This window comes from Patulibacter minatonensis DSM 18081, from assembly GCF_000519325.1.
Taxonomy (GTDB): Bacteria; Actinomycetota; Thermoleophilia; order Solirubrobacterales; family Solirubrobacteraceae; genus Patulibacter; species Patulibacter minatonensis.
In genome coordinates this window covers 2,308,351-2,322,977 of the sequence record NZ_KI912613.1, presented here as the reverse complement: position 1 = coordinate 2,322,977, position 14,627 = coordinate 2,308,351, and the positions used below count along the sequence as shown (strand labels likewise).

Below are 14,627 nucleotides of genomic sequence, written 5' to 3'. Positions count from 1 at the left end.
CAGCGGGCGTCGGCACTGAAGGACCGGTAAACGTCGGCTGAGGCACGGCGGCCGGAACGGACCGAGGTCCGCTCCGGCCCGGTGCTCAGGCGTTCCGGCGGCGCCCGGAGAGCGCGATCCCGAACCCGGCGAGTCCGGCGACGAGCCCGGCGGCGCCGAGGGCGATCGGCAGCGCGTCGCTGCCGTCGTCGTCGGAGTCGTCGTCCGAGGCCCGGGCGGCGGCCGTGGCCGGCGCGGCGGTGCCGCCGGCGGCGGCGTGCTTGCCGTCGCCGTGCTCGTCCTCGGCCTCGTCGAGTGTCACGGTCGGCGCGGGCCTCTCGGTGTCGGGCGCGCCGATCCAGCGGACGACCTCGCCGCCCTCGTAGGTCTGGAGCGCCTTGAACGTGATCTTCGAGCCCTCGGCGCCGTCCGGGACGCGGAGCGACACCGGGAACTGGAGGAACTGCCCGGGGGCGATCACGCCCTCCTTGCCCTTGCCGGTCCAGGTGATCGTCGAGATCTCCTCCTCGGCCGGCTGGCCCTCGACCGAGAACGGCTTCACGGGCGTGCGCGTCGTGATCTTCGCCGTCCAGTTCGGCACCGGCTGGTACGCGGCGTAGGAGACGCCGGGCGGCAGCTGGAGCTCGACCTTCACGGTGCCCTTGTCGTCCTGCTCGTTCGGGACGCGGACGTCGACGACGCTGTAGCCGCCGGCCGGGAGGTCGGTCGGCTGGACGGTGACGTGGGCGCCGGCCGCGGCGGGCAGCGCGAGCGCGAGCGTCGTCGCGGCCGCGGCGAGGGCGGTGGTGGTGGTGCTGCGGGTCATGCGTGGGTCCTTCTGTCGTGGAGCTGTGGGCACCGGCGCGCACGCGGACGGGAGTCCGCGGGCGGGTCGGCGTGCTGCGGTGGGAGGGAACCCCGCGACGTGGTGGTGGTCGGGACGCGACGCCGGCCCCGATCAGGCGCCCGCCGCGCGGCGGACAGCGGTGCCCGGCGCGCGGGGCGCCGAGGCGGGCGCTCGGGCGGCGGACGCGGCGTGGCCGGCCTCCGCGGCGGAACCGCTCGAGCGTCGCCTCGCCCGGGTAGCGCCCGAAGACGAGTGCGATCAGGAGCAGCAGCGCGGGCGCGAGCGCGAGCGCGACGTGCATCGCGGTCATCGGACGCGCACCGCGATCGACTGCGAGACGCGCCCCGCGCCGGGGGCCGTCAGCCCGACCTCGATCCGCCAGGTCCCGCGCGTGTCGAGCGGCACGTCCTCGGCGACCCAGCGACCGGGGGCCGTGCGCGTGACCGCGACGGTCACGGGGACGTCGCTGCCGCCGCTGCGTCCCGGCGGGACGGCGCGGACCGTCAGGCCGGACGCCACGACGGGCACCCCGCTCCGGCCGGTCACCTGCAGACGCAGCGCGTTGCGTCCCGTCCGGGCCGGGTCGACCGTGAGCAGCAGGCGCACGCCGGAGGCCTCGCGGACCACGACGGCGGGACCGGAGGTGTCGGCCCGCGGCGGCGGGTAGCCGGCGAGGGCCCCGGTCGCGGCGAGCACGGCGACGAGGAGGAGGACCTCGGAGCGCAGCGCCAGGCGCACGTGGTGCGCGGTCGCGGCGGGCGGGGGCGCCGGGGCGTCGTCGTCCTCGTCGTCGGCCGGACCCGCTGCGGACGGGCCCTCGACGGGCGCCACCTCGTCCGCGCGGAGGTCCTCGGCGGCGGGCTCCCCGGCCGCGAGGCGCCGGAGCCGGGGCAGGAGGACCTCGCGCTGCGCCACGGCGACGCCGATCGCGGCGGTCAGGAGCACGACCTTCACGAGGATCGCGCGTCCGTACGCGGTGTCGGTCAGGTCGTAGAGCGTCGTCAGGTGGAGGATCGCCAGCACGGTCCCCGCGAGCGTCAGGACGGCGACGGCGCCGAGCGCCACCGGGGAGAACCGGACGAGGACCGACGAGGTCAGCGCCAGGCGCTCCCGTCCCTCCGGCAGGGTCCGCAGCGCGTGCGGGAGGACGAGCACGAGTCCGGCCAGGCCGCCGAGCCACGCCCCCATCCCCGCGACGTGGACGATCTGGATCGGCACGAGCGCCCACGACGTCGGGGACGACACGGCGTGCCCGTCGAGGGCCGGGGCGACGACGAGCACCGCGCAGAGCAGCGCGGCCAGGAGCGCCGACCGGCCCGCCGCCCCACGGACCCCCGTGGAGGTCCGGGCGGCCGCGCCGGCGACGACCGCCAGCCACGCCGACGCGACGGCGGTGACCACGAACCACGCGCCGACCCGCGTGCGCGCCGCGTCGCCGAGCGCCGAGGGCCGGAGGGCGTCGCCCACGCCGGTTCCGGCCACCTCTGCGCCGTGCAGCACGAGTGCGACGACCGACGCGACGACGCCCGCGCCCGCCGCGAGGGTCAGCAGGCGCCCGGTCCGGCGGGCGAACGCGTCGTCGGTGTCGTCCGGGACGACGCCCCGGCCGCGCAGCGGCGACCAGACGACGAGCAGGAGCACGAGCAGCCCGGCGGCGCCGCCGATCGCGAGGTACCGGACCGCCCGGGCGACCGCGAGGCCGGTGCCGACACCCGCCGGGGCGGTGCGCGCCGGCGCGCCGTCCGCGCCCCCGCCGCCGACGGGGCTGACGGTCACCGGCGCGGCGGTCGGGACCGCGGACGCCCCGCGCCCCTTCCAGACCAGCGTCCCCGTCACGGCGACCCGGCGCCCGTCGGCGTCGAGCGGGACCCGCCAGCGCTCGACGACCTGCCGGACGGCCGGGTCGCGCACCTGCGGCGCCGGCGTCCCGGGCGCGCCCATCCAGTGGATCCGGTGGTCGTGGAAGGCCACCCGTCCGTCGCGGCCGGTCGTCCGCCAGCGGGCGGGGGACCGTGGCCCGGAGGCGTCGGCGGACGCGGGGGCGGCGGTCCGCCCGGTCGGGTCGCGGTTGACGTACGTCGCCTGGCTGCGGAGGTTCTCCTGCGTCCGGCCGTCGGGCAGGAGCCGCAGGTACGGCTCGCCGCGGTAGCCGGGGACCTCGACGGTGCCGCCCGTGCGGTTGACGACCTGCAGCTCCGTGCCGCCGTGGCCGAGCGCGACGGTCAGTCCCGGGACCCGCGGCGTGGCACCGGCGATCGTCGTCTCGTACGCCGGGTCGTCGTCGTGCGCCGCCGCGGGCCCGGCGGACCCGAGGAGCACGGCGACGACCGCCGCGACGATGACGACGGTGCGCCGCACGACTCAGCGCGCGTCGCGGAGCCGCCGGACCGCGCCGTCCTGCCCGCCGACCAGGAGCCGGCCCCGACGGTCGAACAGGAACGCCGTCACCTGCGGCACCGTGATGCCCTCGCGGCGGACCTCCTGCCCGGGACCGTCGTCCGCGGGGATCGAGGAGACGAGGCTCGTGCAGGTGTCGCCGAAGACGTACCGGTCGCGCAGGACCGGGAGGGCCTTCGCCGCGGCGCCGCGGATCACGCGCCCGCCGACGACGTTGCAGCCGTCGCGCTGCGGATAGGACACGACGGGCCAGACCAGCGGCAGGCCGCTGGTGAGCCGCCGGTTCGTCTGGTCGCGCGCGCCCTCGAACGCGGGCCAGCCGAGGTTGACGGTGCGCCGGCGCCGCAGGTCGGACGCCGGGATGCGGTCGACCTCCTGGGTCTGCTGCTCGGCGGAGTCGCGGCCGGCGTCGGCGACCCACAGATCGCCGGTGCGGGCGTCGAAGCTCAGGCGCCACGGGTTGCGCACGCCGATCGCGACCTGCCGCCACGACGGCTTCGCGGCGGTCGGGTCGGTGCTCAGGATCTTGCCCAGCTGCGACTCGCGGTCCTGGGCCTCCTGCCGGGGGTCGTAGGCGGAGCCGCCGTCGCCGAGGCCGACGTACAGCCGGCCGTCCGGCCCGATCACGGGCTCGCCGCCGTTGTTGTTCGCGTACGGCTGCTCGACCTCGAGCAGCGTCTCGGCGCTCCCGGGGTCGACCCGCCCGTCGCGGACGGCGAAGCGCACGACCTGCGTGTGGCTCTTCTTGTCCGTGTAGTGGACGACGACGCGCTCGCCCTTCGCGCCCGGCACGAACGCCAGGCCGAGGAGCCCCTGCTCGTCCTTGGTGGAGACGAGGGTCCGCAGGTCGAGGAACGGCGGCCCGGCCGCGGGGCGGTCCCCGTCGAGCCAGCGGGCGGTGCCGTCCTGCTCCAGCACGAGGACCCGTCCGTCGGCACCGGGCTCCTGCACGAGCCCGGAGATCCGCACGAACCCGCGCGCGACGTCGGTGCTGCGCAGCGTCGGGGACTTCAGGATCCGCTGCGGCGAGAGCTGCGTGGCCTCGGGCGGCACGGGCCGGGCGGCGACGTCCTTCTCGTCGCCGCCCCCGCCCCCGCAGCCGGCGAGGAGGAGCGCGGCGACGACCACCGGAATGCTCGTCGCGGCACGCATCCGGGGCAGGATACGCGGGGGCGCCCGGGGAGCGGGCCGCGCTGCGGGCGGCCGACCCCGCGGGAGCAGGAGCCTCCCGGTCCGGCGCCGTGCTTCGCGGAGATCGCCCGAATACCCTCACGTCGTGCCCGTGGACCCGCTGCCGCCCCCGCCGCTCCCGCCGGCCGACCTCCGCGTCGACGACCTGGCCGGCCGGCGCGTCGGCATCTGGGGTGCCGGGCGCGAGGGCGCGGCGGCGATCCGGGCGCTCGCCGCACACGCGCCGACGTGCACCGCGGTGGTCGCGACGTCCGGCCCGCCGCCCGCCGGGGCGGCGCCCCTCCCCCCCGGTCCCGGTGGTGCGCCGGTCCCGTGGCTGCACGGCGACGGGGGCCTCGACGCGCTGGCGTCCTGCGACGTGGTCATCCGGTCCCCGGGCGTGCCGGTCCGTGGCCCCGAGGCCGACCACGTCCGGTCCCGCGGGGCGGTCCTGACGAGCGGCACGGCGCTGTGGCTCGCCGAGCGCGCGTCGACCGAGACGGTCATCGGCATCACGGGCACGAAGGGCAAGAGCACCACCAGCTCGCTCCTGCACCACCTGCTCGGCAAGGCCGGGATCTCCAGCCGCCTGATGGGGAACATCGGCGCGCCGCTCCTGGACGAGCTCCGCCCCGCGCGCTCCCCCGACGCGTGGGTCCTGGAGCTCTCGAGCTACCAGCTGGCCGACCTGCCCCGGTCCCCCACGGTCGCGGTCGTCACGAACCTGCTGCGCGACCACCTGCCGTGGCACGGCGACGAGGCGACGTACCACGCCGACAAGCTGCGGATCCTGACCGCCGGCGACGGCCCCCGGCTGGCGGTCCTGTCGCACGCCGATCCCCGGCTGCGTGACGCCGCCGAGCGCCTCCGCGCCCCGGTCCTGTGGGTCGACGAGCCGCACGGCCTGCACGTCGCGGGCGGCCGGGTGCTCGACGGACCGAACGACCTCTGCGGCGTCGACGAGCTGCCCGTCCGCGGCGTGATCGGCGCCCGCAACGTCTGCGCGGCGCTCGAGTGCGTCCGGGCCCTCGGCCACGAGATCCCCGACCTCGCGGGAGCCCTGCGCGACTTCGCGACCCTCCCCCACCGCCAGGAGATCGTCTCCACCCGCGCGGGCCGGACCTGGGTCGACGACTCGATCTCGACCACCCCGGAGGCCGCCATGGCCGCGATCGCCGCCTTCGCCCCGGGCCCGGTCGTCCTCCTCGCGGGCGGCGTGGACCGCGACCAGGAGTACGCCGCGCTGGTCGACGCCCTGGCGACCGGCCGGGTGCCGACGGGCGCGATCGGCGAGCCGCCGGCCGAGGTCAGCGTCGCGGGCCTCGTGGCCCTGCCTGGGACGGGACCGGCGCTGGCGGAGGCGCTGGCGCGGGCCTGCAGCGGCGACGGCGCGGCGCCCACCGCCCATGGGTCCGACGCGTCCGGCGACGGGTCGCACCCCGCGATCGAGGTCGTCCCCGACGGCGATCCGGACACGGTCAGCGCCGCGGCCGTCGCGGCCGCCGTCCGCATCGCCCCGCCGGGCGCGACGGTCCTCCTCTCCCCCGCGGCCCCGAGCCACAACGTGTTCCGGGACTTCGAGGACCGGGGGGACCGCTTCCGGGCGGCGGTGGAGGCCTTGGACGTGGGGTGAGACGAACCGGTGTTCGCGATACCGGTCGACGTCGCTTGATCCGAGTGGAAATCCGCACTATCGCTCGCAAAACGGACACCACTCGAGCGCGCGATGCCCCGTTGTCTGCCGCCGAGCGCGCGCCCAAGGTGGATCGGATGGTGACCGCGATGGCAGTCGCGTCCGTGACCACGTCCTCGAGCACGCGGAGCTCCCAAGGATCGCCCTGAACCGGCGACAGGATCGGCGCCGAGGCGACCCGATGCCGCGCGACGCCCGCTTGAACTCAGCGGAAGCCCGGCGCCGGTGCGGAGCAGCCCTCGAGACGCTCCGTGCGCGTCACCTTCGGCCCCGCACGGCGCGTGATGTTGCGGCGCAGCTCCTTTGCGTGCGCCTCGGTCAGGGTTCCCAGCTGGACGGTCACCGTCTCCCGGCTCCCCCGACGCGTGTAACGCATCCGCGTGTACGAAACTCTGCCCCCGCACAGTGCGGGTCGAGAAAAGACGACCTCGGCGCCGTACTGCGCAGGCCCGGTCCGCATCACGCCGACCCCGCGAGCCGTGGGTGTATTCCAGCCCGTCCACGTCATCCGACAGAAGAGTGGGTAGCCCCCGCTCGCCCGTGAGAAGAGCCTGACCGGGCACGATCCTCCGCGTTCCTCTCGGTCCTGGCGAGTCGAAAGAGCGTGCGAGTTAGACAGCCGCGCGTACGGGCCCGCGCGAATGATGCACGGCCGCTTGACGAAGGTGAACGGCAGCAGCTCGGCTGGGAGGCTTTCGCCGGCCTCAGGAGAGATCCGTAGCTCCGAGTAGAGCAAGTTCCCCGCGCAGGAGACCGGCTTCGCGAAGGCGACCCCGACCCGTTGGGTTCGATCCCCGCGAGCATCGGTCTCGATCGATCCGGCGCCCAGCGCCGTCTCCTCGCCCCAGGTCGACCACGTCACGTCCCGAATGTGTCCATACAGCGCGGTGAGGTCCGTACCGCGAACTTCCCAAGCTGATGGGCGCTCAACGGGGGTTTTCCCTCCCGAGGCCTCTGGGCTGTAGACGGGCCCCGCGACGTCGGCCGCAGCAGAACCGCATATCCCTACAACCATTCCGAGCCCTGTCAGGCAGGCTCCCAACCGACTGCTAGCGCGCCACATCACGCGAGAAACCTAGAGCTTCGCCAGCGTGAGCGGCCGCGGACTTTCGCGATGAGCAAGCCACGCGCTCGTTATCGGCTGCTCGGCGATCCATCGGGGCCCAGCGTGCACGGCCTCGACGCGGCGGCCAGCGGCTGATCGGCCCAGGGTTATCCGGGGGCGCGTCGAGCGCCGTCCGGAAGCGGGGCCGCGCCGGCCGGCGCGCGATAGCGGGTCAACGGGATCCAGCTCGTTATCGGCCTGAACGAAGTGGATCTCTTATTTGACCCGCGCGCGGATGGTGCGGGTTGCGTCAAGCGCGGTTTCCCGGTGAGCTTCGGTGTTTTGCTCGTTCGTGCCGAACGTAACTACTGCAATAAGACGTTTGGATCCGGCGACCGGCATGCATGTCGTAGCCCCGCTCGTTGGGGAAGCGGGGTCCTCGTTCACGAGGCTGAACGAGCCAGGACCGAATGCGCCATCTCGAGTGACTACTTCCCCGGTGCTGGCGCCGTTGGCGCTCTGGCCCTCAATGGCCGCTCGCGAGGCTGCGCACGAGTCTTCTGCCAGGAGGAGGCTGATGCCTGGGCCCGCTGGCCGCTCGTCGGAGTCTTCGGGCGCGTAGACACATTCGCCCATGTTGTTGCCGGTCTGCGTCGGACCGTCAGTGACGAGACCGACGTCCTCTCTGCCGAGAATCTTGCGAACTTCTGCGTCAGAAAGGACGCATCGAAGCGATCCGTGCAGCGGACCGAGCGCCTGCGCGGTCGGACGTGATTTGCTGGCCGAGGACTTGACAGTGCTACTAGCCGGCGAGGTCGCGGTTTTGTCGTTTCCGCAAGCCGAGAGCACGGCTGCCAAAGCTCCGGCCACGAGCCAGATTCGGCAGTTGAACTTTCCTACCGTCCTCATGCTCAAGAATTTAGCCGGGCCTCTGCAGGCTCGAATCCGCCATTTGGCCGATATACACGCACAGGGAGCCGCCCTGCCCGGCGGGGCAGCGCGCGATATCCGGTGATCAGTCAACCCGGGTTGAGGACGCGATCAAGCAATTCGCCATCCTCCTGAGGTGGACCGCAAATGGGCCGACACCCAGCGGCTCCGTTTGCCGTCACCTATTCGCGCGGCACCGCCGGGGGACTCGCGTTCAGGATCCGGATACCCACCGAACTGTGACCTCACCCTTTCCGCAGCTGGTCTTCGTGCTCTCGCTGGCGATCGTGGTCGACCCGCATTCCCACCCCTCGAGGTCGCAGGGGTTGACCTGCCGGTAGCCGCCCTGCCCGTCATCGAGGAAGCACATGTTGGGACCACGGGAATAGCTCGTCACAAGCTTGATCGCAACGGCGCAATCTCCGCCACCCTCGATCGACAGATCGAAGTAGTTCATCGATGTCGGCTCCGGAACGTCACATGCGCGCTTCGCTACATCGGCTTCGCCTCCACCGCCGGACGCCGTTCCCGAGTCCCGCTGGCCTGTAGATGGTTCGCTGGTCCGAGAGCCGCGCTGGGCGTAAAGAAAGTCCGGACCGGCGTTGGCGCCTTGCGTCGTTTCGACGATGCTCAGGTTTCCCGGCCCGCGGTACGACCCAACGCGGTCTTCGGCACAGATGTTGTACGCCTTCGCTCCGAGCGGAGCGCTCTGCTGCACCTGGCGTTCGACCTCTTGCCGCTGCTGCTCGGGAAGGGCGCCATAGGTCTCGGGGTCTACCCGAACCGGGGTTAGCTGCGGCGCACAGTCGCTGTGAATACTTCGCGCCTCAGCGACAGCCTCATCGGGTGCATCGCTGTCGAACTTCAAGTAGTTGGCGCTATCGACGATCGGCGACTGAGATCGCGATCGGGAATCTCCCCGCGGCACGTCATTTCCGCCCCCGCACCCCGGCATTCCCACGCAGACCAGAGCCCCGAGCAGAATGCCGCCAGCGGCTCGTGACCGAAAGCCTAGAAGCGACCCTCGGACGCTGCCACTGCTTTCCCTAATGACGGATCTACTCAACACTCACGAACCCGCTACTTGAGCTGGCCTGGACAAGGACTTCGAACACGACTAGCGATGGCAACCGTAGGCGTTCAACTGGCTGCGGGGATAACGAAGCGTGGTCGTTCGTGTGCGGTCCGGCTCATCGACGGAGAACTTGACCGTCCGGAAATACCGATAAGCCCGCCCAGCCCTCGTGCGACATGTCGCGGGGCTGGTGAACGTCACCTTCCCTGTGTACTCAGTGAAAGTCGCATCGACGCAAGTGTCATTGCAGCTTCGTACGATCAGGATCCCGCGACCCACCGCTTTGCGATCGCCCCAAGTCCACTTCAGCAACTTGGCCCGTGGGCTGCCTGCGGTTCCTCCACCCGCCCACGTCCGCGACTTGTAAGTGAGCTTGTCGTGCAAGCCGTCATAGGTGTAGGTCCGCGCGTTCGCGGCTGTTGCGAAGGTGCCGATGGAAGCGATCATGCTTACGACGAGAAGCAGACGCAGTCGGAGAGCCATCATCTGGTGAGTCCTCGGGACGGGAGCGAACGATAGGGACTCTAAAGGCAGGGTTCGCAAGCGTGGGCTCAGTCTCGACGCTCGCGGGTCAGGTTGACCTCGACGCCTACGACTCCCCCGCGCCGCGCGTTGAGCACTGGGTACCCGGTCGGCCCTCCGCGCCGGGTGAGGCCGGCAGCTGCCAGATCCGGTCTGCCGTCAGTGGCGTCGGGAGCGAGCGCACCCTGCTCCGTTCGACCAGATCGCGTACTGCTTTCGACCCTCTACCGCTCCCCACCCTCGGGTCGATTCGCGACGTCGATGGGTAGGCATGTTGAGCTTGGCTGCGGTGAACCGGCCGAGCTCGATGGCGGCAGCGACGAGCGGGTCACGTGTCGGACGTCTGCGAAATCCGCTGCGGCGTCGATCACGAGAGGCCAGGGCCTCGACCGTGAAAGCTCCTTGCTCGACGAAAAGAACACGGGACGCATAGGAACCCGCACCCGTGCGCTGCACCACGTTCGGGTCGCCTAGACGGATCTACGACACGTCACCCTTGCGAACAGGTCGCCAAGGTCCGTGCGTCCGGGAATGGGGGTGCCGAACGTCCTGCCACATTGGCGGATCGAGGCGCGCGGACGCCGCTGGCTCCACCCTCGTGTCACAAACAGTTGCGGTGTCACGGGGTGGGTGCACCACCCGGTCGTGATGCAGTCTTGCTGGTCGGTGTGGTCGGGTGCCGGCAGGAGGCCCGGAGGGTCGAGTGCCGGCACCCCCGTGCTCGGAGTCGGGGCCGCGAGGGCGCCTCGGGAGCCACGGGAGGTGCTGCGCAAGCGACTGGACCGCTCTACTGTTGGGGGCGTGTCCCGCGTGCGTGGTGTGGCCGGATCAGTCGTATCCATTGTGCTCGTCGTGACGGCGGTCGTCGTCGGCGTGCTGGTGTTGAAGGGCGAGACTTCAGGGTCGCGAGAGCAAGCAGTCCGCGATCGAGCGGTGGCGCTCCTGGAAGGGGTCGTGCGTCGGGACGTCCGCGCGGTTTGCGATCACGCTACGTCGCGCGGTCTGACCGCGATCGCGGATGTGGCGACCCAGGACCCCGGCGCGGAGCGCGAGGTCGCGAACGCGCGGCGCGGGAATGCGACCGCACGTCGATTCTGTGTTGCCTTGATCGGGGGCGCTGTGTCACGTCGAGGCGAGTCGCGGCGGCGATACGAGCGCGCGATGCAGCAGGCCCGTGACGGCGATGCCCGTGTCGATGTTCATGGTCGCCGAGCGACGATCCGTTTCAGGCGGAGCCCGGGCCAGCGCGACCGCGGCACCCTGACGCTGGTCCGCGAGCACAACACCTGGCGTTTTGACCACGCTGGCCGAAGCCAGTTCTTCAACCGTGCCTCTCGGTGATCGCTGCTCCTCGCCGCCGCGCCCTGACTATCGACCGGGGCCGCAGGGGACCGGTATCAGCGCGGCGAGCATCTGGGCGGGGGTCTTCCAGCCGAGCGTCTCGCGCGGCCGGCCGTTGAGCTCGGCGGCGACGTTGTCGAGCTCCTCCTGCGTGACGTTGGTGAAGTCGAAGTGGCGCTTGGGGAAGTACTGCCTGAGTAGCCCGTTGGTGTTCTCGTTGGAGCCGCGCTGCCACGGGCTGTGCGGATCGCAGAAGTAGACGTCAACGCCGGTTGCGACCGAGAACTGGAGGTGGTGGGCCATTTCCTTGCCCTGGTCCCACGTCAACGATTTGCGCAGATGCGTCGGGAGCCGCTGGATGCTCTGGATCAGGGCATCGCGGACCGGCTCGGCCTTGTAGCCAGCGGGCAGCCGGACGAGCTGCACGTACCGCGTCTGACGCTCCACCAGGGTCGCGATCGCCGACGGCACGTTGCCCATCACGAGGTCGCCTTCCCAGTGCCCCGGTGCCGCTCGGTCCTCGATCTCGGCAGGCCGTTGCGAGATGTTGATCTGGCCGTTGATCTGGCCGCGTCCTTGGCCGGACTTCTTCTGACCGACGGGCTTGCGGGTCATCCGACCGGTCCGCAACTGCTTCGCGAGCTCGCGGCGCAGCGCACCGCGGGACTGCACGAACAACGACATGTAGATCGTCTCGTGCGAGATCTGCATCTCTGCATCATCGGGGTACTGCAGCCGCAGCCAGTTGGAGATCTGTCGCGGCGACCACTTCACGCCGAGCTTCTCCTCGACCACCGCCCGCAACCGCGCGTTGGACCTGAGTTTCGCGTGCTTCGGCCGACAGCCCCGCTCGAGCGCCCGGCGCTTGGCGAGTTCCGCGCGGTACCGATCCCTGCCGCCGTTGCGGGCGACTTCCCGCCCGATCGTCGTGTGGTTGCGCCCTAGCTGCACCGCGATCGCCCGGAACGATCGGCCGCCGGCCAGGCCGCGCGAGATCTCTTCCCGCTCGAGCGCGGATAGCGCCTTCGGCGACCGCACCCGCGGCGCGGGCTGCTTCCCGCCAACGGACTGCACATACACCCGCACCGGAGCGGGGCCGAGGTTCATCTCCCGCGCGACCGCCCGCAACGAGATGCCGGTCCGCCAACGGACCCACACCTCATCTTGCTGAGCCCTCGACAGCCCCATCGCCACCACCCTGCCTTCGCTTCGCAAAGCGGCCCTCCGGGCCGCTCACAAGACGATGGTGCACCCACCGAGTGACTCCGCCGTCGTCTGGGACACGTGCGATTCCGGTGTCACAAACGACCGTCTAAGACACAAACCCGGACCGTCGGACCCGTCCGCGGTTCTCTGTGAAGTGGATCGCTAGGTGGCGGGGTTCTTGTGTCGCTATCCGGCGCTGACGGATGACGTTGCGGTGCGTCGCGATGTGCCTGGCAGCAGCACGCTGATCGTTGTTCCTAGTTCGGGGTGCTGACAAGGAAACGTGGCGAGTCGCCCATCCGCTGAGGGCCCCAGGTGATGTCGGCCCGTGCTGCAGATGCGCAGCTGGCCGCGGTGAGCGGCGGTGATCGCGTCGACGAGGGACAGCCCGAGACCGGTGCCGGTGCCGGACCGGGCGTGTTCGTCGCGGCGAAACCGTTCGGCAGCGTGGGGCAAGAAGTCCGGGCGCATCTCGGTTCCTTGATCGTGCACCCGCATGATGCAGCTCGGGACCTCCTGGTCGTCCAGTGCGCGGGCGGAGAGCGTGATGGTGCCGGCCCCGTGGCGGACGGCGTTGTCGACGATGTTGCCGAGGGCGCGGTCCAGGAGCACGGGATCCCCCCAGACCTGCAGCTTGTCGGGAGCGTCGGCGAGCACCGTCCGGGTGGGATCGCCGCCGAGCTGCGAACGGGCGCGGCGGGCGGCGCGACCCAGAGCGTCGGCGACGAGGATCGGCTCGGCGGTCGGGGTCGTGCTTCCGAGGGATCCGAGCGTGAGGAGCTCGTCGGCCAGGGCGGCCAGCCGGGCGGTGTCGGAGGCGATGAGTTCAAGCGCGTCTCGAAGCTCTTCGGCTGGGCGATGGCGACTGAGCGCGAGTTCAACCTCGGCGCTGAGGGCGCTGAGCGGCGTGCGGAGTTCGTGGCTGGCGTCGTCGACGAACTGCTGCTGACGTTCCGCGGCTCGTTCCTGCGCGGCGAGCATGGCGTTCAGCGTCGTGCCGAGGCGGGCGATTTCGTCGCGCGGACCGTCGGGGACGTCGATCCGAACGCCGGTGGCGCCACTCGCGATCTGCTCGGCCTGAACGCGATATCGCTCGACGGGATCGAGGGCTCCGCGGGCGAGTCGATATCCGACCCCAGAGGCGAGCGCCAACGCGAGGAGATTGGCGAGCGCGAGCTGGACGAGGAGCTCGCGCAGGGCTTCGTCACGTTGGTCCAGGCGAACGAAGGAGACCGCGACGGCGGCGCCACCGGTCGCTGTGGACTGGACCGGGACGGCGCGGATCCGAAGGTGGCGCCCGCGCGGAGAAAACATGCCGCCCCGCCCCGCCCCGATCTCCCGCACGAGTGCGGTCTTGAGCTGCTGCGCGGTCAGCAGGGGACGGTGATCGCGGAGCCCGGGCCCGGCCGCGAGCACACGGCCGTCGGCGGCGAGCAGCTGCGCATCCCGGGCCTGCGCCCCAAGCGATGCCAGTGCGGCGGCCGGCTTCGATCTGCGCGCGGCGTCCCGCACGGCGGAGGTCTGGGCGGCGAGGTCCTCGTTCAGGCGGTTGTCCAGCGCGAACTGCACGCGCCAGAAGACGAACGCACCCGCCCCGGTGAGGACGACGACCATCGAGAGGACGAAGCCGACGACCAGGCGCGCGCGGACCGGCAACCGGCGCAACCATCCACGGGCCTTCGGCCGGCTCATGCCTGCGGCGCTGTCAGACGGAACCCGATGCCGCGGACGGTCTCGATGCTCTCGCGCCCGAACGGCCGGTCGACCTTGCCGCGCAGCCGGGCGACGTGGACGTCGATGGCGTTGGAGCGCAGGTCGGTGTTGCCGTCCCAAACCGCGTCGAGGATCTCCATCCGGCTGACGATCCGCCCGGCCCGCTCGGCCAACAGCAACAAAAGCGCGAACTCGCGGGCGGTCAGATCCACCGTCGCCCCGGCCACCACGACCGCTCGGCGGTCGCGATCGATCGTGACGTCCCCGACGGTCAGGAGCTCGCCGTGGCCGGTGCGCCGACCGATCGCACGCAACCGGGCGAGCAGCTCGTCAAAGGAGAACGGCTTGGCCAGGTAGTCATCCGCGCCGGCGTCCAGACCACCGATGCGGTCGGGTACCGCATGGCGAGCGGTCAGCATCAGAACGGGTGTGCGGTCCCCACGCTCCCGCATCGCCCGGACCATCGACGGGCCGTCGAGACCCGGAAGCATCCAGTCCAGGACAACGACGTCGAAGCGCTCGGTGCCGACCAACGCGAGCCCCTCGAGGCCGTCGTGGCGTACCTGGACGTGGTGGTCGGCTTCTTGAAGGCCGCGGCGGAGCACGTCGGCGAGGCGTTGGTCGTCCTCGACGACGAGCACGTGCATGGCTGCAGCATGCCCTACAGCCAGTCCGTCACGAAGTCGTCATAGAGCGTCTTCAAGCTCCC

Annotated in this window: 10 protein-coding genes; 2 read left to right on the top strand and 8 right to left on the bottom strand. The window is 71.7% G+C overall.

The genetic code is table 11. The features are described 5' to 3' along the window. Positions 1 to 85: 85 nt before the first annotated feature. The 3 genes from PATMI_RS0110680 to PATMI_RS34370 form a co-directional block, all read right to left on the bottom strand. The gene (locus PATMI_RS0110680) at positions 86 to 805 is read right to left on the bottom strand and encodes a YcnI family copper-binding membrane protein (protein ID WP_026910889.1); all 720 of its coding nucleotides are present in this window, start codon (positions 803 to 805) and stop codon (positions 86 to 88) included. Positions 806 to 1,132: 327 nt separating this feature from the next. Then, positions 1,133 to 3,184: a CopD family protein gene (locus tag PATMI_RS34375; RefSeq protein ID WP_051471337.1), complete on the bottom strand. Its 2,052-nt coding sequence runs from the start codon at positions 3,182 to 3,184 to the stop codon at positions 1,133 to 1,135. 3 nt (positions 3,185 to 3,187) lie between these two features. After that, on the bottom strand, positions 3,188 to 4,375 hold the full coding sequence (locus PATMI_RS34370) for a PQQ-dependent sugar dehydrogenase (RefSeq protein WP_051471335.1): 1,188 nt from the start codon (positions 4,373 to 4,375) through the stop codon (positions 3,188 to 3,190). A gap of 124 nt (positions 4,376 to 4,499) precedes the next feature. Between PATMI_RS34370 and murD the strand changes: the two genes are divergently transcribed. Beyond that, a complete protein-coding gene (gene murD, locus PATMI_RS0110665) occupies positions 4,500 to 6,026 on the top strand; it encodes a UDP-N-acetylmuramoyl-L-alanine--D-glutamate ligase (protein WP_026910888.1) in 1,527 nt (508 codons plus the stop codon). 265 nt (positions 6,027 to 6,291) lie between these two features. Here the strand turns inward: murD and PATMI_RS36635 are convergent, their stop codons facing one another. Both PATMI_RS36635 and PATMI_RS36630 read right to left on the bottom strand, forming a co-directional pair. Next, a complete protein-coding gene (locus tag PATMI_RS36635) occupies positions 6,292 to 6,429 on the bottom strand; it encodes a hypothetical protein (protein WP_157260712.1) in 138 nt (45 codons plus the stop codon). Between the two features lie 1,846 nt (positions 6,430 to 8,275). Continuing rightward, positions 8,276 to 8,929, bottom strand: coding sequence for a hypothetical protein (locus tag PATMI_RS36630; RefSeq protein WP_157260711.1), 654 nt, complete (start codon positions 8,927 to 8,929; stop codon positions 8,276 to 8,278). A 1,530-nt stretch (positions 8,930 to 10,459) separates the two neighbouring features. Here PATMI_RS36630 and PATMI_RS36625 point away from each other — a divergent pair. Beyond that, positions 10,460 to 10,999, top strand: coding sequence for a hypothetical protein (locus PATMI_RS36625; RefSeq protein ID WP_157260710.1), 540 nt, complete (start codon positions 10,460 to 10,462; stop codon positions 10,997 to 10,999). A gap of 27 nt (positions 11,000 to 11,026) precedes the next feature. On the opposite strand, the gene PATMI_RS0110645 is transcribed toward PATMI_RS36625, so the two are convergent. The 3 genes from PATMI_RS0110645 to PATMI_RS0110635 all read right to left on the bottom strand — a co-directional run bounded on the left by PATMI_RS0110645 (position 11,027) and on the right by PATMI_RS0110635 (position 14,565). Next, on the bottom strand, positions 11,027 to 12,187 hold the full coding sequence (locus PATMI_RS0110645; protein ID WP_036725675.1) for an IS30 family transposase: 1,161 nt from the start codon (positions 12,185 to 12,187) through the stop codon (positions 11,027 to 11,029). A gap of 204 nt (positions 12,188 to 12,391) precedes the next feature. Continuing rightward, positions 12,392 to 13,897, bottom strand: a complete 1,506-nt coding sequence (locus PATMI_RS0110640; RefSeq protein WP_084269854.1) for a sensor histidine kinase — start codon at positions 13,895 to 13,897, stop codon at positions 12,392 to 12,394. Further along, positions 13,894 to 14,565: a response regulator transcription factor gene (locus PATMI_RS0110635; protein WP_026910883.1), complete on the bottom strand. Its 672-nt coding sequence runs from the start codon at positions 14,563 to 14,565 to the stop codon at positions 13,894 to 13,896. The genes PATMI_RS0110640 and PATMI_RS0110635 overlap by 4 nt, the downstream gene beginning before the upstream one ends. Between the last annotated feature and the right edge of the window lie 62 nt (positions 14,566 to 14,627).